This window comes from Lysobacter lycopersici, from assembly GCF_007556775.1.
Lineage (GTDB): Bacteria > Pseudomonadota > Gammaproteobacteria > Xanthomonadales > Xanthomonadaceae > Pseudoluteimonas > Pseudoluteimonas lycopersici.
The window spans coordinates 97,332-121,088 of record NZ_CP041742.1 but is presented as its reverse complement, the minus strand read 5'-3'; the positions used below and the strand labels follow the sequence as shown (position 1 = coordinate 121,088).

The window sequence follows — 23,757 nt, the reverse complement described above, 5'->3', positions numbered from 1 at the left end:
CCCATTCATGGGAGAGGGTGGCGCGTAGCGTGGCGCCTATCGCTCGTCCTTGGGTGGCAACCGCCAATTCAAAATGGCTGTAGCCAGCGCTTGTTGGCCTTGCGGCAAAGAAACTTCGAAAGTGAAAGCCTCGTAGTCATCGCTCGCTTGGTAGTAAGCAAGGCCATCAACTGATTGACCCTTTGCATTCTTGCGGCTATACGCGAGCGTGTGCTTGCCCAGCTTGACTGTATGAATCTGCGCTTCAAGGCCGGAAGCAGACTGCCCGAACATGTCGTCTGCTTCCTTTTTGGCATCCGGGAAATATGGCGCGGCCAGACTTAGCGCACACCCGACACAAGCGCCGCCAGAATCGTAAAGAGAAACCACGCCTGCGCCGTTATTCGGCTCCCTGAATTCATAGACTGAACTGTTGTCGGCACCGACTGCCGCCCTGACAAGCTGCCATCCTCGCGGCACGAGCACCCAACCGTCGTATGTCCAGTAAACCGAAAGCTGGCTTGCCATTTCCGGAGAAATTTCCGCCCGTGCAGTCATGTTCTTTTGGGGCAAGTCTGGCGTCATCAACTCGCCGGTCTCGCTGGTCGCATCTTCAGTGGAGACCACGTACGCCGGGATTATTAGCGTGTCATTGACGACAAAGTTGCCCGCGGGCGTGACCTTGAATGTCTGCGCGAGCAACGTGGCCGGCAAAAACAAAAGGATGGCCGACACGATGATCTTCATCATGGATTCCGTCACTTCTTAGGCAAAAACGCCTGCGGATCGACCGGCTTGCCGTTGTAGCGGATCTCGAAGTGCAACATGTCGCGCGCGGCGCCGCTGCGGCCCATCTCCGCGATCTGCTGCCCGGCCTTCACCAGCTGGCCCTCGTTCACCAGCCGCGCGCGGTTGTGGCCGTAGGCCGACAGCCACTGGTCGTTGTGCTTGACGATGATCAGTTCGCCGTAGCCGACGAGGCCGGAACCCGAATACACCACCACGCCGTCGGCGGCGGCTCGCACCGGCTGTCCCGCGTTGCCGGCGATGTCGATGCCCTGCCGCGTGGGATCGCCTGCGGCAAAGCTTTCGACCAGCGAACCATCGGTCGGCCAGCGCCATGCGAACGGCGCATTCACCGGAGTCGACACGGCCGGCGGCGGCATTGGTGCCGAGGGTGTCGAAGGCACGGTGCGTGATGGCGTCGTGCTGCGCACGACCGGCGCGGCGCCGGGATACAGGCGCAATCGCTGTCCGGGATAAATCGTGTACGGCGGCGGGATGCCGTTCCAGAGCGCGAGGTCGAGCGCGGTAATGCCGTTGACGGTGGCGATGTGGTAGATCGTGTCGCCACGCTGCACGACCGCGGTGGCGCCGTAGCGCGGTGTCGAGACCCGCACCGGCGGCGGGGAACTTCGCACCGAGCGCGAAGACGAGGGACCGCGCACGACGCGGCTGCTGGCGCAGGATGCGACCAACAGCACGACAGACGCGGTGGCGATGACGGCAAGGACCGGACGCATGCGGCCCATCATGCCGCATGCCCGCGCAACAGCAACCAACCGAGCAGCGCCAGCACCAGGACGACGACGGCCCAGCCGATTGGTTCGATGTACTTGTGCAGCGCGCGTTCGGCGCGTTCGCCACCGAGGCGGATCGCAAGCGCGACCAGGAACACTCGCTTGCCGCGCCCCACCGCCATGCTCGCGAGGTACGGCAGCCAAGGCACCCCAACGATCCCCGAGGCCCAGGTGAACACCTTCATCGGGATCGGCATGAAGCCGCCGAGCACGAGGAATCCGAACACCGACCATGGCGAATGCGCCATCTTCGCCTGCAGCGTGGCGATGCCCGCATTGACCTTGTCGAGCATGCCCAGGGCGTCGAGCGCCGGACGCACCGCCTCGAACGCGTAATGGCCGAGCAGGTAGCCGATGACCGCGCCGAGCATGGAACACGCGAGGCTGATCGTGGCGTAACGGAAGCCGCGCTTCGGCTGCGCCAGGCACATCGGCGCCAGCATCACCTCGGGCATCACCGGGAAGAAGATCGCCTCGACGAAGCTCAATCCGGCGAGCAGCCACGTCGCGCGCGGGTGGCGCGACCAGCCGATGGCCTTTTCGTACAGCGGCGCGAACAGGCGCATCAGCCGACCGTTCCCGACAGCAGCGGCACGAACACGACCTGCGCGAGGTTGCGCTCTTGCACCTTGCCGTCCGCGTCCTTACGCAGCATCAGCAGGCCCTGCGCATTCGCGCCGCCGACCGGCGCGACCAGGGTCCCGCCCGACGCGAGTTGCGCGACCAGCGCATCCTCCAGCACCGGCGCACCGGCGGTGACGACGATGGCGTCGAACGGCGCGTGCTCGGGCCAGCCGATGCGGCCGTCGTCGTGCTTGCTGCGCACGTTCAGGCCGAGGGTGCGGAAACGCTTGCGCGCGATCCGCAGCAGGTCGCCGATGCGTTCCACCGTGTGCACTTCCAGCCCGAGCGCGGCGAGCACCGCGGCCTGGTAGCCGGAGCCGGTGCCGACCTCGAGCACGCGCTTGGGCTGCGCGCCGTCGAGGAACAGCGATTCGGTCATCTTCGCCACCACCCACGGCTGCGAAATCGTCTGGCCGTGGCCGATCGGCAGCGCGTTGTCCTCGTAGGCGCGCGCGGCCAGCGCCTCGTCGACGAACAAATGCCGCGGCACGGTGCGGATCGCGTTCAGCACGCGCTCGTCGCGGATTCCGTTTTCCCGCAAGCGTTCGATCAGGCGATCGCGCACGCGCTGCCCGGTCATGCCCAGGCCGAGCGCGGCCGGCTGCAGGTGCATGCGCGCGGTCATGCGCCGCGTTCCAGCGAAGCGGCGAGCCCGCCGACCCAACTCGCGACCTGCTCCAGCGCCTGGAAGCGGGTCAGGTCGACGTGGATCGGCGAAATCGAGATGTTGCCGGTGCGTACCGCGTGGAAATCGGTGCCGGGGCCGGCATCCTGTTCCGGACCCGCCGGGCCGATCCAGTACACCGTGCCGCCGCGCGGATCGCGCTGCGGGATGCAGTCCTCGGAACGGTGGCGGTTGCCGAGGCGCGTGACCTCGAAACCGACCACGTCTTCCCACGGCAGGTCCGGCACGTTGACGTTGAGGATGGTGTCGGCGGGCAGCGGATCGGACTTCAGCCGCGCGACGATCTCGACCGCGGCGCGCGCGGCGGTTTCGTAGTGTTTCGCCGCACGGTCGGTGGTGACCAGCGACATCGCCACGGCCGGCAAGCCGAGGAAGCGTCCTTCCATCGCCGCCGACACGGTGCCGGAATAGATCACGTCGTCGCCGAGGTTGGCCGAATTGTTGATGCCGGACACGACGATGTCGGGATCGAAGTCGAGCATGCCGGTCAACGCGAGGTGCACGCAGTCGGTCGGCGTGCCGTTGACGCGGATGGTGTGCGGGTCGAGCCGCCGGGTGCGTATCGGCAGGTCGAGCGTCAGCGAATTGCTGGCGCCGGAACGGTCGCGGTCCGGCGCGACCACCCAGACCTCGTGCCCGGCGCCGCGCAGGCCCTCGGCGAGGATGCGGATGCCGGGGGCGTCGACGCCGTCATCGTTGCTGACCAGGATCCGCATGGCGCCTTACGGCATCGGAACATTCTGCATGCGGTCCATGATAACGGATGCGGCCCGCGGCTTCCCGGCTGCGCTAACCTGCGGCGATGCGCAAGGCCCCGCCAGAACCGGACGATCGCGACGACGCCGAACTGTTCCGCGCCGCGATCGGCGCGGATCGCGGCAAGGTGCGTGCCCTGCCCGCCACGTCGGCACCGCCCGCCGCGCCGAAACCCAAGCCCTCGACGAAGATGGCGCGCCGCGACGACGACCAGGCGCGCGAAGAATTGCGGCATGGCGCGATCTCAGCGCTCGAAGCCGGCGATGCGCTGGGCTATCGCCGCGAGGAAGTCCCGCCGCAGGTGCTCAGGCGCCTTGCCCGCGGCGAATACGCGGCGCAGGAGGAACTGGACCTGCACGGGCTGCCGGCGCGCGACGCCGAATCGTTGCTCCGGGAATTCCTGCGCGACTGCCGCACCCACGGCGTGGGCTGCGTGCGCATCGTGCATGGCAAGGGCCGCAATTCCGAAGAACGATTGCCCGTGCTGAAGAACCTGGTGGATCGCGTGCTGCGGCATCGCGCCGATGTGCTCGCCTTTCATTCGCCGCCGCCCGCGCAGGGCGGCGCCGGCGCGGTGCTGGTACTGCTGGGGCAGCACGCCGGGAAATGAGGATCGGAATGCCTTGCGATCAACGAGGGGCCGCGATCACGGATCGGGCTTCACCGGCTTCACCCGATTGAATGCGTTCGATCGAACGCACTCCGCCTCCCCGACCGCACTTCGCGGATCGGGGCGGGGGAACGCCGGCGCGGCGCCCAGCGTCGCGCCTGGCGAGTCGGCGAACGGTTACTGGGACGTGGTCCTGTGCTTGGTCGGCATGTTCACCCAGTGAACCTCGACGCCGCGCTGCCGTGCCATGTATTCCACGCGGGCCACGTATGCGTCGTCGACCGTCAGGTTCGAAGGCGCTTCGACGCGGGTTGCGCTCGAAAGGGTCGATTTGTCCTGGGTGCCGGCGCACGCGGCAAGCGCGGAAACCGCCAACGACAGGAACAGGATGCGTGTGCAGGTCTTCATGGCCTTCCCTCCTCCACTGAAAATACCCGCCCGATGCGGGTACCCGTGGCTCGCTTATACGCTTCCGCTCCGGAGGGGAATGTGCCGTCCGTGCGTTTCCGACGAACGGTCGGGATTCAACCCCCGGCGTCGCGAATCTCGCCCAGTTCGTGCAGCACGGCGGTGGCGTAGGATCCCGCGGGCAGGGAAAACGCGACCCGCAGGCAATCGGCTTGCATCCATTCCCGGCGCAGGTCGGGGACCGCGATCCGCAGGGCGCGGCGCTCCTGCTTCAGGCCGGCCTTGGCGAGACCGGTGGCGAACCGGCCATCGGCGAATCCGTCCGCGACCCCGGCTTCGAGTGCGCGGGCTTCATCCATGCTGCGCAATTCGCCCGCGCCCCACATCGCGCCGGTGGGATGGATGTCGAACGCCTCGACGCGCGCGCGCAATGCCTCGTCCAGCGGCTCGGGCCCGAACACGCTGTGGCTGCCGGCGAGCATCCACACCTCGCCTTCGGCGCCGCGGTCCCAACTGCCGCCGGCCACGCGCCGCGCGAGGATGTCGTTGAACAGCGCCGAACGCGCCGCGGACAGCAGCAGCGAACGCTCCTCGCGCTTGAACCGACGGCCGGCGAACATCGCCAGCGCCTTGTCGAGGTTGCCGCCTTCGCGACCGAAGCGCTGCACTCCGAACGCGTTGGGCACGCCGCGCGCACGGATCGTTTCCAGCCGCGCATCGATTTCCGCATGGTCACCGACGACATCGCGCAACAGCAGCTCGAAACGGTTTCCGGCCAGCGCGCCGCGCGGCAACTTGCGCGAATGCCAGGCGTGCTCAAGCACTTTCAAATCATCGGCTTGCAACGCCGCGATGTCCGGCGCGATCTTCTTCGGCAGCCACACGCTGAAGCGTTGGCGCGTCACCGCGTGCCGGTCCTTCAGCCCGGCGTAGCCGATGGCCGATTCCGCGACGCCGGCCCACGCGGCGATGCGCTTCGCGGCGAACGCGGTGTTCATCCCGCGCTTCTCGACCGTCAGCAGCAGGTGCTCGCCGCTACCGCTGGGTTCGAACGAGGCGATTTCCTCGACGAAGAAGTCCTCGGGCGATGCGCGGATCGTCGCGCTACAAACAGCGGCGCCGTGCGCGCGGGGAAACGATGCGTCCATTCCTCAGCAGGTCCAGTAGATCCTGGCCACGAGGTCCACGACGGCCGGGCCGCCGGAACAGCCGCCCACATCCTCGGCGCGCGCGTCGCCCGGGTCCGAAACGATAATCCACTGCCGCGAACGCGCGTGCCAGGACAGGACGCCGTCTTCGATCACGCCCTTGGGGAAAATCGTCGAATCCCCGATGTTGACCAGCTCGATATGGCGACCGTCGATGGTCGCCTTCAATTCCGCCCCCGGCATCGACGGCTGTTCGGCGAAGCGTTGCTGGAACCGGTAAACCCCGGACGCGATCGGTAGCGCGGGTTGGCTTGCGCATGCCGCGAGCAGTAATACACCCGGCAACAAGACCAAGCTTTTCATCGTGAATCAGTCACGCTCGCACGAGCAGGCACACCGCCTGCGCGGCGATGCCTTCGCCGCGGCCGGTGAAGCCGAGCTTCTCGCTGGTGGTCGCCTTCACGCTCACCGTATCGATGTCGATGCCGAGGTCCGCGGCGAGGTTGGCACGCATCGCCGTCGCATGCGGCCCGACCTTGGGGCGTTCGCAAACCACGGTCACGTCGGCATTGCCGACGCGCCAGCCACGTTCGCGCAGCAAGCCATCGCAATGACGCAGGAGCATGCGGCTGTCGGCGCCCTTCCAGCGCGGATCCGATGGCGGAAAATGCACGCCGATATCGCCCAGCGCCAGCGCGCCGAGCATCGCATCGCACAGCGCATGGATGACCACGTCGCCGTCGGAATGCGCAAGCACGCCGCGGTTGTGCGGGATGCGCACGCCACCGAGCACGACGTGGTCGCCATCGCCGAAGGCATGCACGTCGAAGCCCTGGCCGATGCGGAAATCGGTGCTCATCGCGGATGCACGCTGGCCGCGAATTCGGGATCGCGCAATACCGCGCCGTCGAGCAGCCGCAGTTCCTCCTCGCACGGCAAATGCGTCGCCTCGGTCGCGGCAAGGTACCAGGCCTGGCGCGGGTGGAACCACGGCAGGCGCATGCCGACCAATCCAGCGTCGGCGAACATGCCCGCGACTTCATCCTTCGCGAAACCGACGCAGTCCGGATAGACCCAGCCGTCGGCGCTCACGTTCGCGGGCGGAGGCGACGGCGCGGCATCGACGAAGGTGCAGGCGACGAGGCCGCCGGGCGCGAGCGCGGTGCGGAAGTTGCGCAGGCCGCGCACCGCGAGATCGCGCAGGGTGTGCGAGAAGATCGACTGGGCGACGATGAAGTCGAAATCGGTGCCGAACACGTCGCAGCGGAATTCCGCGTTGTCGTCGAAGCGCGGCTGCTTGATCCGCACCATGTCGGCGCCGACCTGGTTCTCGATCGCATCCTCCACCAGCCACTTGTTCGGCTCGATGCCGTGGTAGTGGCCCGGCATCAGATACGGGATCAGCAGGCGCCCGGCACGCAACGAACCGCAGCCGAAATCCAGCACGCGATGGTGTTCGCGCAGGCCCAGCGCGGTGAGCAGGCGGAACTGGGTCGCGCCCATGAAGTCGTACTGGCGCGGCGGCCCGACGTACGCGAGGTAATGCCCGGAACCAGGGCGCAAATCGCGTGCGACTTCGCGCGGCAGCGAACGCGATTCGTGGTCGGTTTGCGGCATCGTTCCCTCCCCAGTCCCGCTCATGCCCGCAAGGCCCGCAGCAACGCGAGGTCGGCCGGCGTGGTCACCTTGAGGTTGTCCTCGCGGCCTTCCACCAGCAACGGACGCAAGCCCTGCCGTTCCATCGCCATCGATTCATCGGTCACTTCGATGCCATCGGCGAACGCCGCTTCCAGCGCGCGCGAAAGCTGCAGGCGCCGGAACAATTGCGGCGTGAGCGCGCGCCACAGGCGTTCGCGCGGCTCGGTGCCATCGATGCCGCCGTCGTCGCCGGCGCGCTTGAGCGTGTCGCGCACCGGCGCGGCGAGGATCGCGCCGACCGGGTCGGCGCGCCCGCGTTCGAGCAGCGCGTCGAGGTCGTCCTGCTGCAGGTTGGGGCGCGCGGCGTCGTGGACGAGGACGAAATCGTCGGCACGCACGGACTCGGGCAAGGCGGCGAGCCCGGCCAGCACCGATTCCGCGCGCGAAGCGCCACCGATGCAAGTCGCGACCGGCTTGCCGGAGATTTCCGTCCAGCCCGGCCACGATGCATCGTCCGCAGCCAGCACCACCACTGCGCCATCGACCGAAGGATGCGCGAGCAAGGCCTGCAGCGCATGCGCGACCAGCGGCTGGCCATCGAGTTCGGTGTATTGCTTGGCGACATCGCCGCCGAAACGGCGGCCGATGCCCGCGGCGGGAACGACGGCCCAGAGCCTGCCCCAGACGTGATCCGGGTTCACTGCTTAGTCTCCGCGTCGGCGGAATTCGCGTCAGCGGGCGGTGTCGGGCGATCGTCGACGACGCGGTAGAAGGTCTCGCCCGGCTTGATCATGCCCAGTTCGCTACGCGCGCGTTCCTCGACCGCGGCTTCGCCCGACTTCAGGTCGCGCACTTCCGCCGCGAGTGCGTCGTTGCGCTGTTTCAGGCCTTCGTTCTCGTGCTGCTGCGCCGCGACTTGCGCATGCAAGGCCTCGACCTCGCGCTGGCCGCCGTTGCCGAACCACAGCCGCCACTGCAGCCACGCCAACAGCGCGACCAGCAGCAGGAGGACGATCCGCAATCCGCGCATCCGCGTCGGCTGGCTCAGCGACGCAACGAGACGAAGGCGCCGCGGCCGGCGTAGCGCGCGGCAGCGCCCAGCTGTTCCTCGATGCGCAGCAGCTGGTTGTACTTGGCCACGCGGTCGCTGCGGCACAGCGAACCGGTCTTGATCTGGGTCGCGGTCGTCGCGACGGCGATGTCGGCGATGGTGGTGTCCTCGGTCTCGCCGGAACGATGCGAAACGATGGCCGCATACTTCGCGTGGTCGGCCATGGCGATGGCTTCCAGGGTTTCGCTGAGCGTGCCGATCTGGTTGACCTTGATCAGGATCGCGTTGGCCACGCGCTGCTCGATGCCCTGCTTGAAGATCTTCGGATTGGTGACGAACAGGTCGTCGCCGACCAGTTGCACCTTGTCGCCGAGGCGTTCGGTGAGCAGCTTCCAGCCGGCCCAGTCGTCCTCGGCCATGCCGTCCTCGATGGTGACGATCGGGTACTGCTCGCACCAGTTGGCGAGGAAATCGGTGAACTGCTCGCTCGACAGGCGCTTGCCCTCGCCGGTGAGGTTGTACTTGCCGTTCTCGAAGAATTCGCTGCTGGCGACGTCGAGGCCGAGCAGGATGTCTTCGCCCGCTTTGTAGCCGGCCTTGCCGATGGCTTCGAGGATGGTGTCCAGCGCTTCCGAATTGCTGCGCAGATCCGGTGCGAAACCGCCTTCGTCGCCGACCGCGGTGGACAGCCCGCGACCCTTCAGCACCGACTTCAGCGCATGGAACACCTCGGTGCCCGCGCGCAGCGCTTCGGCGAAGCTGCCCACGCCCACCGGCAGCACCATGAATTCCTGCAGGTCGACGTTGTTGTCGGCATGCGCGCCGCCGTTGATGATGTTCATCATCGGCACCGGCAGCGTCGGTTGCCAGCCGTTCGGGTGTTCGCTGATCGAAGCGAGGTACTGCCACAGCGGCTGTTTCTTCGACGCCGCCATTGCATGCGCGTTCGCCATCGATACGCCGAGCAGCGCGTTAGCGCCCAGGCGACCCTTGTTCTCGGTGCCGTCGAGGTCGATGAGGCGACGGTCGAGGCCCTGCTGATCGGCGGCATCGAAGCCTTTCAGCGCAGTAGCGATTGCGCCGTTGACGTTCTCGACCGCATTGCGCACGCCCTTGCCGAGGTAGCGGGTCTTGTCGCCGTCGCGGAGTTCCACCGCTTCGCGGGTGCCGGTGGACGCGCCCGAGGGCACCATCGCGCGGCCGAAGCTGCCGTCGGCGAGCGTGACTTCCGCTTCGAGCGTGGGATTGCCGCGGCTGTCGAGTATTTCGCGGGCGTGGACCTTGGCGATCGTCGTCATCTGTCTCGTCTTGTCATGTTGCAAGGGAAAAGCCTGTTTTGCCACGGATCGAATCTGATGAACGCGGATAAGGCTTTTGGAACCGACTTCGCTTTATCCATTGATCCGTGTCATCCGCGGCAAAAAATTTCAGGCATTCGTTTCAAGGAAACCGCCGCGCTTGGTCGCCGCGTCGAGTTCGAGCATGGTTTCGAGCAGCGCGCGCATCTTGCCAAGCGGCCACGCGTTCGGACCGTCGCTGAGCGCCTTCTCGGGATTCGGATGCGTTTCCATGAACACGCCGGACACGCCGACCGCGATCGCCGCGCGTGCCAGCACCGGCACGAATTCGCGCTGGCCGCCGCTGCTGCTGCCCTGCCCGCCCGGCAACTGCACCGAATGCGTCGCGTCGAACACCACGGGACAATCCGTTTCGCGCATCACCGCGAGCGAACGCATGTCGGAGACGAGGTTGTTATAGCCGAACGAAGCGCCGCGCTCGCAGACCATGATGTTGGTGTTGCCGGTGGACTTCGCCTTCTCGACCACAGGCTTCATGTCCCACGGCGACAAAAACTGTCCCTTCTTGATGTTCACCGGCTTGCCGGCTTCGCAGACCTTGCGGATGAAATCGGTCTGGCGCACGAGGAAGGCCGGCGTCTGCAGCACGTCGACGACCGAGGCGACTTCGTCCATCGGCGTGTATTCGTGCACGTCGGTCAGCACCGGCACCCCGAGCTGGCGCTTCACCTCGGCCAGCACGCGTAGGCCTTCTTCCATGCCCGGGCCGCGGAAACTCGAAATCGACGTGCGGTTGGCCTTGTCGAAGCTCGACTTGAAGATGAAGTTGATGCCGAGCTCGGAAGTGATTTCCTTCAGCGTCGCCGCGGTGTCGACCTGCAACTGCTCGCTTTCGACCACGCAAGGCCCGGCGATCAGGAAGAACGGCTGGTCGAGGCCGATATCGAACCCGCAAAGCTTCATGCCGCCGCCTCGCTGAGAAGTTTTCCACCGGCCTTGCGCTCGCGCGCGGCACGGATGAATCCGACGAACAGCGGATGGCCGCCGCGCGGCGTGGACAGGAATTCGGGATGCGCCTGGCAGGCGAGGAACCACGGGTGTTCGCCCTGCGGCAGTTCGACCATCTCGACCAGCAGGTCGTCCATCGACTTGGCCGAGATCACCAGCCCCGCCTGTTCCAGCTGCGTGCGGTAGCGGTTGTTGAATTCGTAACGGTGGCGGTGGCGTTCGCCGACCACGTCCTTGCCGTACATGCGGTGCGCCAGCGTGCCCGGTTTGACGCGCTGTTCCTGCAGGCCCAGGCGCATGCTGCCGCCGAGGTCGGAATGCTCGTCGCGGCGCTCGATATCCCCCGATTGCGTGCGCCATTCGGTGATCAGGCCGATCACCGGGTTCGGCGACTGCTTGTCGTTCTCGGTGCTGTTGGCGCCTTCCAGCCCGGCGATATTGCGCGCCACGTCGACCACCGCGGCCTGCATGCCATAGCAGATACCGAAATACGGGACCTTGGTTTCGCGCGCGAATTGCGCGGTCAATACCTTGCCTTCGAAGCCGCGGTCGCCGAAGCCGCCGGGCACGAGGATGCCGTCGACGCCGGCGAGGACCTTGTCCGCGCCTTCGCGTTCGATGTCCTGCGATTCCAGCCACTTCAGGTTCACGCGCGTGCGCTGGCGGATGCCGCCATGCTTGAGCGCCTCGCCGACCGACTTGTACGCATCCTTGTGGTCGACGTACTTGCCGACCACGGCGATCGTCACTTCGTCGATCGGGTGCTCGGCCGCATCGACCACCGCGTCCCATTCGGACAGATCGGCTTCCTTCACCTTGTCGCCGAGGCGCAACTGGTCGACGACCAGCTGGTCGAGCTGCTGGCCATGCAGCCAGCGCGGGATCTTGTGGATGTTGTCGAGGTCGATGGCGGAAATGACCGCGCGCTCCGGCACATTGGTGAACAATGCGATCTTGCGCCGCTCGCCGTCCGGCAGCGGCTGCTCGCTGCGGCACAACAGCACGTCGGGCTGGATGCCGATGCTGCGCAGTTCCTTCACCGAATGCTGCGTGGGCTTGGTCTTGAGTTCGCCCGCGGCCGCGATGAACGGGATCAGCGTGAGGTGCATGAACATGGCCATGTCCGGGCCGCGCTCGGTGCGCAGCTGGCGGATGGCTTCGAGGAAGGGCAGCGATTCGATGTCGCCGACGGTACCGCCGATTTCGACCAGGGCCACGTCGAAGCCCTCGGTCGCGGCATCGATGCAGCGCTTGATCTCGTCGGTGACGTGCGGGATCACCTGGACGGTGCCGCCGAGGTAGTCGCCGCGGCGTTCCTTGCGGATCACCGACTCGTAGATCTTGCCGGTGGTGATCGAGTTCAGGCCCGAGAGCCGAGTGTTGACGAAGCGCTCGTAGTGGCCGAGGTCGAGGTCGGTCTCGGCGCCGTCGTCGGTGACGTAGACCTCGCCGTGCTGGAACGGGCTCATCGTGCCCGGGTCGACGTTGAGGTAGGGATCGAGCTTCATCATCGTCACCCGCAGGCCGCGGGCTTCGAGGATGGCGGCGAGGGACGCGGCGGCGATGCCCTTGCCGAGCGAAGACACCACGCCGCCGGTGACGAACACGAGGGGCGTTGCGGAACGGGCGGGGGCCATGGGAAAGCGCGCTTCCAGAAAGCCATAGTTTACCGGCTCGGCCGCGCGACAGCGACCGGACCGGCGCAAGGCCTTGAACGCAAAGGCCGGTTCCCCTGCCCGGAAACGACGACGCCCCGGCTTGACCGGGGCGTCGCGCGGCCGGAACGGCGTCCGGCCTGTATCCCGAAGCGGCTCAGTGCTGCTGGGACTGGTCGTCCTTGTCCTGCTTGTCCTGGTCGGTGGTCGGGGACGAGTCGTAGCTCGAGCTGGTCGATGCGTTGGTGGCCATGCCGGAAGCGTCGCCGGAGGTCTGGCCCTGGTCGCTGGCCGCCGCGCTGGCATCACCCGAAGTGGCGGACGCGTCGGCCGAAGTGGACTGCTGCGCGGAGGCGTCGGCCTGGCCGGAGACTGGCGGCGTCTGCTGGCTGGCAGTGGCGTCCTGGGCGAAGGCGGCAGGCGCGGCGAGTGCGCCGGCGATGAGCAAGGCAAGAAGCGAGGTGCGATGGTTCATGGGGGATCTCCCGAATTCGAAAAGGAAAAAGTTGTTGCAGTCGTGCTGCCATCTGGCCGCGCCCCTCGGCGACCGGGGATCGACCCTAGCGACCCTTGCCATGCCCGCGACTGAACAACGGGCTTTTAACTTCCGCGGCGCGATGCGCGACAATCGCTTTCTTCGACCATGAATACGCATCGCCACGCATGACCGCACGCTACGACGCCGCCGACATCGAAGTCCTGTCCGGGCTGGACCCGGTCCGGCGTCGCCCGGGCATGTACACCGACACCTCGCGCCCGAACCACCTCGCGCAGGAAGTGGTCGACAACGCGGTGGACGAAGCGCTCGCGGGACACGCGCGCAACATCGACGTGGTGCTGCACGCCGACGGCAGCTGCGAAGTGGCCGACGACGGCCGCGGCATGCCGGTCGACATCCATCCCGAGGAGAAGATCCCCGGCGTCGAACTGATCCTCACCCGCCTGCACGCGGGCGGCAAGTTCAACAACCGCAACTACACCTTCAGCGGCGGCCTGCACGGTGTCGGCGTGAGCGTGGTGAATGCGCTGTCGAAGGAAGTGGCGGTCTACATCAAGCGCGACGGCAACGAATACCGGATGCTGTTCAAGGACGGCGACGCGGCCTCGAAACTGGAGGTCGTCGGCTCGGTCGGCAAGAAGAACACCGGCACGCGCCTGCGCTTCTGGCCGGACGCGAAATACTTCGACACGCCAAAATTCGCCCTACGCGCGCTCAAGCACCTGCTGCGCGCCAAGGCGGTGCTCTGCCCCGGCCTGACCGTCACCCTGTTCGACGAAGCGACGGCCGAGCGCGTGCAGTGGCATTACGAGGACGGCCTGCGCGATTACCTGCGTGGCGAACTGGTCGAACGCGAACTGCTGCCGGCGGAACTGTTCGTCGGCGCGCTGAAAAAGGACACCGAGATCGTCGACTGGGCGGTGGCCTGGGTGCCGGACGGCGAACTGGTGCAGGAAAGCTACGTCAACCTGATTCCGACCGCGCAGCACGGCACGCACGTGAACGGCCTGCGCAGCGGCTTCACCGACGCGTTGCGCGAGTTCTGCGATTTCCGCAACCTGCTGCCGCGCGGTGTCAAGCTCGCGCCCGAGGATGTGTGGGATCGCGTGAGCTTCGTACTGTCGCTGAAGATGACCGATCCGCAGTTCAGCGGGCAGACGAAAGAGCGCTTGAGTTCGCGCCAGGCCGCCGGCTTCGTCGAGGGCGCCGCGCACGATGCGTTCTCGCTGTGGCTGAACACGCACGTCGAGGCCGGTGAAAAGATCGCGCAGCTCGCGATCGAACGCGCCAGTGCACGACTCAAGACCGAAAAGCAGGTCGTGCGCAAGAAGGTGACGCAGGGCCCCGCCCTGCCCGGCAAGCTCGCCGACTGCATTTCGCAGGACCTCTCGCGCACCGAACTGTTCCTGGTCGAAGGCGATTCCGCCGGCGGCAGCGCACGGCAGGCCCGCGACAAGGAATTCCAGGCGATCCTGCCGCTGCGCGGCAAGATCCTGAACACTTGGGAAGTCGGTTCCGGACAGGTGCTCGCATCGCAGGAAGTGCACGACCTCGCGGTCGCGATCGGTTGCGACCCGGGCAAGGCCGACATCGACGGCCTGCGCTACGGCAAGGTGGTGATCCTCGCCGACGCCGATTCCGACGGACTGCACATCGCCACCTTGCTGAGCGCGCTGTTCCTCAAGCATTTCCCGTCGCTGGTCGCGGCAGGGCACGTGTTCGTGGCGATGCCGCCGCTGTTCCGCGTCGACGTGGGCAAGCAGGTGTTCTACGCTCTCGACGACGAGGAGAAACGCCTGCTTCTGGAGAAGATCGCGCGGGAGAAGCTCAAGGGCGCGGTGAACGTGACCCGCTTCAAGGGCCTGGGCGAAATGAACCCGCAGCAGTTGCGCGAATCCACCATCCATCCCGACACGCGCCGGCTGGTGCAGCTGACCGTCGACGACGGCGCGGAAACGCATTCGCTGATGGACATGCTGCTGGCGAAGAAGCGCGCCGGCGACCGCAAGGCCTGGCTGGAACAGAAGGGCGACCTGGCGACGCTGGAAGTCTGAGGCGCGCTCCTGTAGGAGCGGCTTTAGCCGCGACAAGTCCTTGCGAAAAACGGTCGCGGCTAAAGCCGCTCTACATTGCCGATTCGAACAATTCGCGCAGCAGCGCCTGCAGCTTCGCCGCCTTGGCCGCGTCGTATTCGAAAGAATCCTCGTCCATGTAGTTGCGCTGGCTGATTTCCAGCTGCACCGCATCGATGCCACGCGCCGGATCGCCGTAGTGGCGGGTGATGTGGCCGCCCTTGAAGCGGCCGTTCGCGACCCAGTCGTAAGTGGACTGCGCCGACAGCACCGCTTCGAGCTTCGCCTGCAACGCCGGCGAACAACTCGCGCCGCTGGCGGTGCCGAGGTTGAGGTCGGGCAAGCGGCCTTCGAACAGGAACGGCAAATCGCTGCCGCGGATCGAATGCCCTTCCCACAGCAACACGTGGCCGTGCAGCGTGCGCAGGCGTTCGAGTTCCGCGTGCAAGGCATCGTGGTACGGCCGCCAGTAGTCTTCGACGCGTTCGCGCACTTCGTCTTCGGACGGTTCCTGGCCCGGCAGATAGACCGGATCGCCGCTGAAGCGCTGCATCGGGCACAGGCCGGTAGTGTTCTGGCCGGGATACAGCGAAGCGTCGTCCGGCGGACGGTTGAGGTCGACCACGTAGCGCGAGTACCGCGGCACCAGGATCGATGCGCCGAGCTCGTTCGCGAATGCGTACAGGCGCGACACATGCCAATCGGTATCGGGCACGCCGCGCGCGGCCTCGGTCATGCGCGCGGCGATCCCGGGCGGCAACTCGGTGCCGTCGTGCGGCAGGCTGACGAGCAATGGCACGGTGCCGCGGTGCAGGGTGCAGGCGTAATCCATGCGCGCAGTCTAGCGATTCCGCCCGAAGCGTTCGGGACGATACGGACGCGGATCGACCAGCGGTTCGCGCCCCAGCATCACGTCGCCGAGCAGGGTCGCGGTCGCCATGCACATGCTCACGCCGAGCATGCCGTGGCCGGTCGCGATCCATGCGCCGAGCTTGCCGGGAACCGGGCCGATCAGCGGCAGGTCGTCCCAGGTCATCGGCCGCCAGCCGAACCATTCCTCGCGCCGCACCGGGCCAACCGGTTCGCGCAGGTATTCGGCCGCGCCGCGTTCCAGCGCATCGAGCCGACGCCGGTTGAGGCTGGTGTCGTAGCCGGAGAATTCCATGGTGCTGCCGAGGCGGAATCCGCTGTCCCAGGCGGTGACGCAAACACTGCGTTCGAACAGCACCAGCGGTCGCTTCGGCACCGTGGCCGGGCGGTCGTAGGTGATCGAATAACCCTTGCCCGGCTGGATCGGGATGCGCAAACCGAAATCGCGCGCCAGCGACGGCGACCACGAACCCGCGGCGAGCACGACTTCCCGTGCGATGAACGTTTGTCCGTTCGAACGAACGCGTGCACCGTCGTTTCCGAGTTCGACATGCTCGACCGCGCAGTACTCGACGATGTCGCCGCCGAGCGCCTTGCAGACGCGCGCGAGTTCGGCGACGAAGCGATCCGGCCGCAGGCGCGCATCGCCGGGGAAGCGCACGGCGCCGACAACGCCGGGCAACAGGCTGGTTTCCTCGCGCGAATACGCGTCGCCGGCCATGCACTCGGAAGCGACGCCGAGTTCGGACAACGCATCGAGTTCGGCGGCGAAATGCCCGAGCGAGCGTTCGTCGCGGAACACGTAATCGGTGCCAGAGGCGAGGAATTCGCAGTCGAGCGCGTGGCGTTCGATCCGTTCCTGCAACAACGCGCGCGATGCCTGCAACAACGCGGCCTTGCCGCGCATCGCCTCGCGCCAGTCGCGCGCGTTGCAGCGCGAGGCGAACTTCGCGAACCAGCGCCACAGCGCGGGATCGAAGCGCGGACGCACGTAGAACGGCGCGTCCGGCGTCAGCAGCCAGCGCAGCGCGCGCGCGATTTGCCCCGGCTCGGCGAGCGGCGCGGCGTGGCTTGGCGTGATCGTCCCGCAGTTGCCGTGCGAACTGCCGCCACCGATGCGTCCTGCATCGACGACGAGCACGCTGCGACCCGCCTGCAGCAGTTCGATCGCCGCGGCCAGCCCGACGACCCCTGCGCCGACGATCAGGACATCGCTCCGCGGACTCATCGCGTCACCGAGCAACAGCCCCCTGAGTCAGGGGGCGATTCGCGCCACGGGCGCGAATGGGGGTGTGGAAGCGCAGGCCGGGGCCCGAAATTTGCGCAGCAAATTTTGGGATTGATCCGTGCGCAGCATGGATCAATGGTGATGTCCGCCATCACCATGGACATGGTGGTGTTCCAGCTCCTCCGGCGTGGCTTCGCGCACATCGACGATGTCGATGTCGAAATGCAGGTCCTTGCCGGCCATCGGATGGTTGAGGTCGACGTCGACCACGGTCATGCCGACCTTCTCGATGGTGACCGCGCGCGGGCCCATGTTGGTGTTGAGCACGACCTGCATGCCCGGCTGCAGCGGCTGGTTGCCGAAATGCTTCTTCGGAATGCGCTGGCCCAGGCCCTCGCGGCGCTCGCCGTAGGCATCGGCGGCCACGACGTCCACGCCGAAATGGTCGCCGGCCTCGTGGCCTTCCATCGCCTTCTCCAGGCCCGGGATGATGTTGCCGTGGCCGATCAGGATGGCGAGCGGCTCGCCGTTGCGCGAGGTCTCCTGCTCCGGCTGCCCGGTTTCGGCGACGCTGTAGTGGAAGCGCACGACGCGGTCTTTTTCGATCTTCATGAACCTTCCGTTGAAAGCGGATCCGTGGAAAGCGGCTTGTGCGCGCCGCGCGCGACGGCCAAGATGCGGCCGGATGAATGCCGCGCATTATCCCGGCTCGCCTTCGACCATGCCAGCGTGGCGTGGCTTCGCTCCCGTCGTCCTCGCCTGCCTGTTGCTTGCTGCCTGCGGCCACGAGGAAGTCCGCAAACCTCCGCCGCGCGCGTCGCAGGTTCCGCAGCGCAGTTGGCCACAGGTGCGTCCGGAGAACCCGGAAGCGGCGAACGCGGTGCTGATGCGCGCGATCAGCCTGGTCGGCACGCCCTATCGCTGGGGCGGCAATTCGCCCGAAGGCGGCTTCGACTGCAGCGGGCTGGTCAATTACGTGTTCCGCGACATGCTCGACTTGCGCCTGCCGCGCACCTCACGCGAACTCGCCGCGTACCAGGGGCCGCGCATCCCGACCGACCGACTGGCCGCGGCCGACCTGGTGTTCTTCGGCAGTTCCGGGTCGGTCAGCCACGTCGGCATCTACGTCGGCGAGGGCCGCTTCGTGCATGCCCCGAGCACGGGAGGAACCGTGCGCCTCGACCGCCTCGACGGCCCCTACTGGCGCGACCACTACAGCGGCGCGAAACGCGTTCTGCACTGAGCAGCGGCCAAGCTGAATGCGCCTTGCGGCAGAAATGTGAGGAAAATCACGGGGTTGTTGCGGTTTTTTTACGAAATTTGAACTTCCTGGCCGGTGGGCTGGGGCATCCTCACGCCTCGTTGACAGCCCTGAACCCGCCCGTGACGACACCCGACCTTGCCCCAGGCCGCCCTGCCGCCACCCGTTACCCGTTCCGGGTTCTCCGTCTTCTCCTCGCCGCCGCCGTCCTCGGCCTCGCCTTCCCGGCGCTGGCGCAGGAAGCGATCGTGCCCGGGATTGGCCTCGAGAACATCTCCGCCGCCGCCAAGGCCGCTGCCGAAGAGCCGACCTCGACCGGCGACCGCGCGCTGTTCCTCGCCACCGACCTGGTCGCCCCGGCGAAGCCCGTTGCGAACGCGCCCGCGGCGGATGCCACCAAGCCCGACAGCGGCGTGCAGACCCTGCTCAAGCGTGCGCTGGCCCTGCTCGGCACGCCCTACCGCTGGGGCGGCACCGCCACCAACGGCTTCGACTGCAGCGGCCTGGTCGGCTACGTGTTCAAGACCGCGCTCGGCATCGAACTGCCGCGCGTCTCCCGCGACATGGCCAACACCGGCCAGCGCATCGACCGTTCCTCGCTCACCGCCGGCGACATCGTGTTCTTCAAGGTCCACGGCAAGCGCGTCGACCACGTTGGCATCTACGTCGGCAACGGGCAGTTCCTGCACGCGCCGAGCACCGGCAAGGACGTGATGGTCTCGCGCCTCGACCAGGGCTATTGGAGCGGCAAGTTCATGGAAGCGCGACGCGTCGCCGGCCTCTGACCGGGGCCGATCCCGCTTCGAAGGAAAGGCCGCCCGCTGGGCGGCCTTTTCGTTTACGGCGAACACCGGTCACGGCGTACAGCGCTTGCCTTCGTACTCGTTGCGGTTGAAGGCGTATCCGCTGCCGTTCCAGCGCATCACGGGGAAGCAGAACCCGGGCCCGCCGACGGAGACGTCCGGCCAGCCGTCCTTGCCCTTGGCCGGGAGGAATTCGGCCATGCCCTCCGAATCGAGCATGCTGCGCCAACTGCCATCGGCCTGCTTGCTGACCAGCGCGAACCTTGTGCCAGCCATGCCGTTGCAGAACGTGCCGTCCTCGTTCACGACCGCCTCCGGGCGGCCATCGCCGTTGAGGTCGCGGACTTCGTCGATGCTGGCGCCGCTGGTCTGCGGATCGTCGGTGCAGATCACCCAGCGGCCGTCCTTCTGCTTCGTGGCCCCGGCCGCCTTGAATATCGCGGCGCGGTCGGCCGTCGACAGTCCGTCCGTGGCCTGTGCATGGGCCGGCTGCGCCATGGCCATGATGGCGGCAACGGCGATCGCCGCGGCAACCGCGTTCCGGCTGGAATGCTTCGACATGGGTTTCTCCCGTTGGGAACCGCGTTCCAAATGACAACGCGGTGCGGCGCGAACTGCGGTCAGCCCCCGTCCGGGGCATCCGCCGGGCGATAACGCGCGACCGTGTCCTCGATGCCCTTGCTCAGCGCCATTACCTGAGTCGCGTATTCGGCCAGGCGCCGGTCCTCGTCGTCCTGCGGCGTCCACGCCGGCACCGGCGTCGGCTTGCCCTCGACGCCGTCGAGCGCAACGAACACGATCACGCAATGCGTGCACAGGCGTTCCGCACCCTCGTCCTGCATCGGGTCGCGCGCATTGACCTCGACCGCGAAGTGCATGCTGCTGCTGCCGGTGTAGACCAGCGTGGCGGTGACGGTGACGAGGTCGCTGATGCGGATCGGCGCGACGAAGCGGATCCCGCCGACGGCGACGGTCACGCTGTAGCGCCCGCTCCATCCAACCGCGGCGGCGTAGCCGGCCTGGTCGATCCATTTCATGACGATGCCGCCATGCACCTTGCCGCCGTAATTCACGTCGGTGGGTTCGGCGAGGAAACGCATGGTCAGGGCGCGCTGCTGTCCGCTCATGTGGAATCCGTTCGACCTGGTTCGGTCCAGTATGCGCCGTAGCTTGCGGGCTGCGCGTGCACGCGCCAAGCTGCGGACACGATTACCGAAAAGGGGATTCGCCATGCTGCGTTCGATCCTGGCCGTGCTCGCGGGCCTCGTGGTCGCTTGGATCACCGTCTCGCTGTTCGAATTCGCGAGCATGCACGCCTTCCCGCCGCCGCCTGGCGTCGACGTGCGCGATCCGCAACAACTCGCCGCGCTCATCGCGCAGATGCCGGTCGGCGCGCTGGCGCTGGTGCTCGCCGGCTGGGTGGTCGGCGCGCTCGATGGCGGCCTCGTTGCCGCCTCGATCTCGAAACGCCGCGTACCCGCCATCGTCGTCGGCATGCTGGTGATGCTGGGCGCATTCCTGATGGTGGCGATGGTTCCGCACCCGATGTGGATGTCGATCGCCGGCGTGTTGCTGCCGCTGCCGGCCGCGCTGTTCGGCGCCTGGCTGGTGCGCGGCCGCAAGCCGGTCGCCTGAGGCGTGGCCGTCTACACCCCGATCGTCGCCACGCTCGGCTACGTGCTGTCGCCCGATCGCAGCCGCGTGCTGCTGGTGCATCGCAACGCGCGCCCCGACGACCACCAGATCGGCAAGTACAACGGCCTCGGCGGCAAGCTCGAGCGCGACGAGGACGTGCTTTCCGGCATGCGCCGCGAGATCCGCGAGGAAGCCGGGATCGAATGCGTTTCGATGCAGCTGCGCGGCACCATCAGCTGGCCCGGCTTCGGCAAGCATGGCGAGGATTGGCTGGGCTTCGTGTTCCTCATCGATGCATTCGAAGGCGTGCCGTTCGAAGCCAATCCGGAAGGCACGCTGGAATGGGTCGAAATCGCGCGCATGCACGAATTGCCGATGTGGGAAGGCGATACCCATTTCCTGCCCCTGGTGTTCGACGCCGATCCGCGCCCGTTCCACGGGGTGATGCCGTACCGCGACGGACGCATGCAGTCGTGGCATTTCTCGCGGTTATGATCGGGCGTTTCCAGCCATGGGACGCGTGATGAAGGTTTCCGTTTCGTTTCGAACCGCGATTCTTGCGATCACGACCGGCACGCTCGCCGCCTGCGCCAGTGCCGGCGGCGCGGCTTCGCAACAGCCCGCGTCCGTGCAGATCGCGGTTCCGCAGATCCACCATCCCGATGGCCAAAGCGCGCAATGGTGGTTCCGCGAAGGTGCGGCGGAAGCGGCTTCGCGCGGGGCAATGCGCGGGCATGCGAAGAACCTGATCCTGTTCGTCGGCGACGGCATGAGCCTGGCCACGGTCGCGGCCGCGCGCATCTACGAAGGCCAGCTGCAGGGCCAGAGCGGCGAGGAACATCGCCTTGCGTGGGAAAACTTCCCGGACACCGCGCTCAGCCGCACCTACAACACCGATTACCAGACGCCGGATTCGGCCGGCACGATGTCGGCGATGGCCACCGGCGCGAAAACCCGCATGGGCGTGCTCAGCATCGGCCAGCAGGCTGCGCGCAACAACTGCAAGGCCGCGCTCGGCGCGCAACTGCTGACATTGTGGGAACTCGCCGCATCCAGCGGCATGGCCACGGGCGTGGTGACGACGACGCGCGTGACGCATGCCACTCCGGGTGCGACCTTCAGCCATTCTGCCAACCGCAACTGGGAGAACGACACCGACCTGCCCGCGGCCGCGCGCGAAGCCGGCTGCATCGACATCGCGCGGCAGATGGTCGAATCGCCCTTCGGAAACGGCCCGGACGTGCTGATGGGCGGCGGGCGCCGCGAATTCATGCCGAACACCACGCACGATCCCGAATATCCCGACCAAGCCGGCAGCCGCGGCGACGGCCGCGACCTGATTTCCGAATGGCAGGCGCGCCATCCCGGTGGCGAGTACGTGTGGAACACGACGCAACTGCAATCCGCGTCGAACGATGGCGCGCTGCTCGGCCTGTTCGAACCCGACCACATGCATTTCGAACACGACCGCCCGACCGATGGCGCCGGCGAACCGTCGTTGAAGGAGATGACGCAGGCGGCGATCGCGCGGTTGTCGAAGAACGCCAACGGTTACGTGCTGCTGGTCGAAGGCGGGCGCATCGACCACGCCAATCATTATGGCAATGCCTATCGCGCGCTCACGGACACCATCGCGCTCAGCGACGCCGTGCGCGCCGCGACCGAAGCGACGTCCGCGGACGACACGCTGATCCTCGTCACCGCCGACCATTCGCACACCCTGACCTTCGTCGGCTACCCGGCACGCGGCAACCCCATCCTCGGCAAGGTGCGCGGCATCGGCGAGGAGGACGCGGGCGACAGCGAATACGCGCTCGACGGTACGGGCAAGCCCTTCACCACGCTGGTGTACGCGAACGGTCCCGGCAACACCGGCGCCAGCGACAGCCAGCCCGCGGGGCCGAAGACCTTCCCGCATCGCGGCAAGGGCTACAAGCCCGTGCAGGGCCGCCCGGATTTGACCAATGTCGATACCACCGCGCCGGACTACATGCAGGAAAGCCTGGTGCCGCTGGGCAACGAATCGCATGGCGGCGACGATGTCGGCATCTGGGCGATCGGCCCGGGCAGCGACGCGGTGCGCGGCAGCGTGGAGGAAAACGCGGTGTTCCACTTCCTGCTGCAGGCGACCCCGCGCCTTCGCGCGGCACTGTGCGCGAAAGGCGATTGCGATCCGAACGGCGTGCCGGCGGTGTTGCCGACGCCGGGAGATTTCGAGGGCAGCGGAAAATGAAGTCCGCGAGCTTCTTTCGGATTGCAATTTTCGTATCGCTTGTATCAGCCGCCGCGATCTTGTTGTTCAAATTCGAGAACGAGAAACACGATCCCGCACAAGTTGCTTACGAAAAACTGCCGGTTCTGGAAGAAAGGGCGAAGAAGCGTTTCTCCGAAGCGCGGGCTTTGTCTCCATGCGGCCTGGATGAGAACCGATGGATCCTTGCAGCGGAAAGAAAACTCAAAATCCAAGGCGCACCAATACCGCAAACCGAGATATTGATAGCACCTACCTTTGCCGATATTGAACTCCTGACTTTCAATTCGAATCGAGTATATCGCTACACCTTCCCCCAATTAACCGCATTCGGCCCTGACTTTCTCGAAAGCGACAAAGTCGAAGCCAAAGCACGTAGACCCATTGCTATCCCGGGAGATGAATATGAAAGAATCGTGGCTGCCATCTCGCGGAATACCAAGTACGCCATGTCCAGCCGAGAGTACGGGCACGATGGTGTTGTTTATTACTTCAAGAGTGGCGAAGACAAGTGCGCCTTCGCATGGAATCCTTACGAAGACGCCATTGGCGGACATTTGACGAGAATCTCGGAAATCCTCTCTAAAGACCCGCCTGTCGTCCGCGACATCAACGATGAACTAAAGGCACTAGAAGATCTTGAAAGGGCCTACTGAATCGTTTGTAGGCACTGGATTCCCACTTTGGCAAACAACCGC

29 protein-coding genes are annotated in these 23,757 nt (G+C 66.5%); 8 read left to right on the top strand and 21 right to left on the bottom strand.

Features of this window, described 5'->3' with window-relative positions; all coding sequences use genetic code 11:
- Positions 1 to 36: 36 nt before the first annotated feature.
- Genes FNZ56_RS00695 through surE form a run of 5 tightly spaced genes read right to left on the bottom strand, consistent with a single transcriptional unit; the run spans position 37 to position 3,584 of the window.
- Positions 37 to 726, bottom strand: coding sequence for a DUF4850 domain-containing protein (locus FNZ56_RS00695; RefSeq protein WP_185970759.1), 690 nt, complete (start codon positions 724 to 726; stop codon positions 37 to 39).
- An 11-nt stretch (positions 727 to 737) separates the two neighbouring features.
- Positions 738 to 1,511, bottom strand: a complete 774-nt coding sequence (locus tag FNZ56_RS00690; protein ID WP_246064639.1) for a peptidoglycan DD-metalloendopeptidase family protein — start codon at positions 1,509 to 1,511, stop codon at positions 738 to 740.
- Positions 1,511 to 2,125 carry a YqaA family protein gene (locus FNZ56_RS00685; protein ID WP_143878020.1) on the bottom strand — a complete coding sequence of 205 codons (615 nt, stop codon included), beginning with the start codon at positions 2,123 to 2,125 and terminating at the stop codon, positions 1,511 to 1,513. Before FNZ56_RS00685 ends, FNZ56_RS00690 begins: the two co-directional genes overlap by 1 nt.
- Positions 2,125 to 2,808: a protein-L-isoaspartate(D-aspartate) O-methyltransferase gene (locus tag FNZ56_RS00680; RefSeq protein ID WP_143878019.1), complete on the bottom strand. Its 684-nt coding sequence runs from the start codon at positions 2,806 to 2,808 to the stop codon at positions 2,125 to 2,127. The genes FNZ56_RS00685 and FNZ56_RS00680 overlap by 1 nt, the downstream gene beginning before the upstream one ends.
- Positions 2,805 to 3,584, bottom strand: coding sequence for a 5'/3'-nucleotidase SurE (gene surE, locus FNZ56_RS00675; protein WP_143878018.1), 780 nt, complete (start codon positions 3,582 to 3,584; stop codon positions 2,805 to 2,807). Before surE ends, FNZ56_RS00680 begins: the two co-directional genes overlap by 4 nt.
- Positions 3,585 to 3,670: 86 nt before the next feature.
- Between surE and FNZ56_RS00670 the strand changes: the two genes are divergently transcribed.
- Positions 3,671 to 4,234 (top strand): Smr/MutS family protein, encoded by a 564-nt coding sequence (locus FNZ56_RS00670; protein WP_143878017.1) that lies wholly within the window; start codon positions 3,671 to 3,673, stop codon positions 4,232 to 4,234.
- 177 nt (positions 4,235 to 4,411) lie between these two features.
- On the opposite strand, the gene FNZ56_RS00665 is transcribed toward FNZ56_RS00670, so the two are convergent.
- The 11 genes from FNZ56_RS00665 to FNZ56_RS00615 all read right to left on the bottom strand — a co-directional run bounded on the left by FNZ56_RS00665 (position 4,412) and on the right by FNZ56_RS00615 (position 12,915).
- Positions 4,412 to 4,642 carry a hypothetical protein gene (locus FNZ56_RS00665; RefSeq protein WP_143878016.1) on the bottom strand — a complete coding sequence of 77 codons (231 nt, stop codon included), beginning with the start codon at positions 4,640 to 4,642 and terminating at the stop codon, positions 4,412 to 4,414.
- 116 nt (positions 4,643 to 4,758) lie between these two features.
- Positions 4,759 to 5,790 carry a tRNA pseudouridine(13) synthase TruD gene (gene truD / locus FNZ56_RS00660; protein WP_143878015.1) on the bottom strand — a complete coding sequence of 344 codons (1,032 nt, stop codon included), beginning with the start codon at positions 5,788 to 5,790 and terminating at the stop codon, positions 4,759 to 4,761.
- 3 nt (positions 5,791 to 5,793) lie between these two features.
- A complete protein-coding gene (locus FNZ56_RS00655; protein ID WP_143878014.1) occupies positions 5,794 to 6,144 on the bottom strand; it encodes a hypothetical protein in 351 nt (116 codons plus the stop codon).
- Positions 6,145 to 6,163: 19 nt separating this feature from the next.
- Positions 6,164 to 6,649 carry a 2-C-methyl-D-erythritol 2,4-cyclodiphosphate synthase gene (gene ispF / locus FNZ56_RS00650; RefSeq protein ID WP_143878013.1) on the bottom strand — a complete coding sequence of 162 codons (486 nt, stop codon included), beginning with the start codon at positions 6,647 to 6,649 and terminating at the stop codon, positions 6,164 to 6,166.
- Complete coding sequence (locus FNZ56_RS00645; RefSeq protein ID WP_185970758.1) at positions 6,646 to 7,407, bottom strand: class I SAM-dependent methyltransferase; 762 nt, start codon at positions 7,405 to 7,407, stop codon at positions 6,646 to 6,648. The genes ispF and FNZ56_RS00645 overlap by 4 nt, the downstream gene beginning before the upstream one ends.
- A 20-nt stretch (positions 7,408 to 7,427) precedes the next feature.
- Positions 7,428 to 8,129 carry a 2-C-methyl-D-erythritol 4-phosphate cytidylyltransferase gene (gene ispD, locus FNZ56_RS00640; RefSeq protein WP_143878011.1) on the bottom strand — a complete coding sequence of 234 codons (702 nt, stop codon included), beginning with the start codon at positions 8,127 to 8,129 and terminating at the stop codon, positions 7,428 to 7,430.
- Entirely contained in the window at positions 8,126 to 8,458 is a 333-nt protein-coding gene (gene ftsB / locus FNZ56_RS00635) for a cell division protein FtsB (RefSeq protein ID WP_143878010.1), read from the bottom strand. The genes ispD and ftsB overlap by 4 nt, the downstream gene beginning before the upstream one ends.
- A gap of 14 nt (positions 8,459 to 8,472) precedes the next feature.
- On the bottom strand, positions 8,473 to 9,777 hold the full coding sequence (eno, locus tag FNZ56_RS00630) for a phosphopyruvate hydratase (RefSeq protein WP_143878009.1): 1,305 nt from the start codon (positions 9,775 to 9,777) through the stop codon (positions 8,473 to 8,475).
- A 129-nt stretch (positions 9,778 to 9,906) separates the two neighbouring features.
- The gene (gene kdsA, locus FNZ56_RS00625) at positions 9,907 to 10,740 is read right to left on the bottom strand and encodes a 3-deoxy-8-phosphooctulonate synthase (RefSeq protein ID WP_143878008.1); all 834 of its coding nucleotides are present in this window, start codon (positions 10,738 to 10,740) and stop codon (positions 9,907 to 9,909) included.
- The gene (locus FNZ56_RS00620) at positions 10,737 to 12,422 is read right to left on the bottom strand and encodes a CTP synthase (protein WP_143878007.1); all 1,686 of its coding nucleotides are present in this window, start codon (positions 12,420 to 12,422) and stop codon (positions 10,737 to 10,739) included. Before FNZ56_RS00620 ends, kdsA begins: the two co-directional genes overlap by 4 nt.
- A gap of 175 nt (positions 12,423 to 12,597) precedes the next feature.
- Positions 12,598 to 12,915: a hypothetical protein gene (locus tag FNZ56_RS00615; RefSeq protein WP_143878006.1), complete on the bottom strand. Its 318-nt coding sequence runs from the start codon at positions 12,913 to 12,915 to the stop codon at positions 12,598 to 12,600.
- 188 nt (positions 12,916 to 13,103) lie between these two features.
- On the opposite strand from FNZ56_RS00615, the gene parE reads away from it, so the two are divergent.
- Positions 13,104 to 14,993 (top strand): DNA topoisomerase IV subunit B, encoded by a 1,890-nt coding sequence (gene parE / locus FNZ56_RS00610; protein ID WP_143878005.1) that lies wholly within the window; start codon positions 13,104 to 13,106, stop codon positions 14,991 to 14,993.
- A gap of 70 nt (positions 14,994 to 15,063) precedes the next feature.
- Here the strand turns inward: parE and hutG are convergent, their stop codons facing one another.
- The 3 genes from hutG to FNZ56_RS00595 form a co-directional block, all read right to left on the bottom strand.
- Positions 15,064 to 15,843 carry an N-formylglutamate deformylase gene (hutG, locus tag FNZ56_RS00605; protein ID WP_143878004.1) on the bottom strand — a complete coding sequence of 260 codons (780 nt, stop codon included), beginning with the start codon at positions 15,841 to 15,843 and terminating at the stop codon, positions 15,064 to 15,066.
- A gap of 9 nt (positions 15,844 to 15,852) precedes the next feature.
- On the bottom strand, positions 15,853 to 17,109 hold the full coding sequence (locus FNZ56_RS00600; RefSeq protein WP_143878003.1) for an NAD(P)/FAD-dependent oxidoreductase: 1,257 nt from the start codon (positions 17,107 to 17,109) through the stop codon (positions 15,853 to 15,855).
- 132 nt (positions 17,110 to 17,241) lie between these two features.
- On the bottom strand, positions 17,242 to 17,721 hold the full coding sequence (locus FNZ56_RS00595) for an FKBP-type peptidyl-prolyl cis-trans isomerase (protein ID WP_143878002.1): 480 nt from the start codon (positions 17,719 to 17,721) through the stop codon (positions 17,242 to 17,244).
- A gap of 109 nt (positions 17,722 to 17,830) precedes the next feature.
- On the opposite strand from FNZ56_RS00595, the gene FNZ56_RS00590 reads away from it, so the two are divergent.
- Complete coding sequence (locus tag FNZ56_RS00590; protein WP_246064637.1) at positions 17,831 to 18,352, top strand: C40 family peptidase; 522 nt, start codon at positions 17,831 to 17,833, stop codon at positions 18,350 to 18,352.
- A 140-nt stretch (positions 18,353 to 18,492) separates the two neighbouring features.
- Positions 18,493 to 19,155 carry a C40 family peptidase gene (locus FNZ56_RS00585; protein ID WP_143878000.1) on the top strand — a complete coding sequence of 221 codons (663 nt, stop codon included), beginning with the start codon at positions 18,493 to 18,495 and terminating at the stop codon, positions 19,153 to 19,155.
- 69 nt (positions 19,156 to 19,224) lie between these two features.
- Here FNZ56_RS00585 and FNZ56_RS00580 read toward each other — a convergent pair whose 3' ends face one another.
- Positions 19,225 to 19,734 (bottom strand): hypothetical protein, encoded by a 510-nt coding sequence (locus FNZ56_RS00580; RefSeq protein WP_143877999.1) that lies wholly within the window; start codon positions 19,732 to 19,734, stop codon positions 19,225 to 19,227.
- A 59-nt stretch (positions 19,735 to 19,793) separates the two neighbouring features.
- Entirely contained in the window at positions 19,794 to 20,300 is a 507-nt protein-coding gene (locus FNZ56_RS00575; protein WP_143877998.1) for an acyl-CoA thioesterase, read from the bottom strand.
- Between the two features lie 103 nt (positions 20,301 to 20,403).
- On the opposite strand from FNZ56_RS00575, the gene FNZ56_RS00570 reads away from it, so the two are divergent.
- The 4 genes from FNZ56_RS00570 to FNZ56_RS00555 are packed head-to-tail and all read left to right on the top strand — an operon-like array spanning position 20,404 to position 23,715.
- Positions 20,404 to 20,808, top strand: a complete 405-nt coding sequence (locus FNZ56_RS00570; protein ID WP_143877997.1) for a hypothetical protein — start codon at positions 20,404 to 20,406, stop codon at positions 20,806 to 20,808.
- Positions 20,809 to 20,811: 3 nt separating this feature from the next.
- On the top strand, positions 20,812 to 21,303 hold the full coding sequence (locus FNZ56_RS00565; protein WP_143877996.1) for an NUDIX hydrolase: 492 nt from the start codon (positions 20,812 to 20,814) through the stop codon (positions 21,301 to 21,303).
- A 28-nt stretch (positions 21,304 to 21,331) separates the two neighbouring features.
- Complete coding sequence (locus tag FNZ56_RS00560; RefSeq protein ID WP_143877995.1) at positions 21,332 to 23,041, top strand: alkaline phosphatase; 1,710 nt, start codon at positions 21,332 to 21,334, stop codon at positions 23,039 to 23,041.
- A complete protein-coding gene (locus tag FNZ56_RS00555) occupies positions 23,038 to 23,715 on the top strand; it encodes a hypothetical protein (RefSeq protein ID WP_143877994.1) in 678 nt (225 codons plus the stop codon). The genes FNZ56_RS00560 and FNZ56_RS00555 overlap by 4 nt, the downstream gene beginning before the upstream one ends.
- Positions 23,716 to 23,757: the final 42 nt, after the last annotated feature.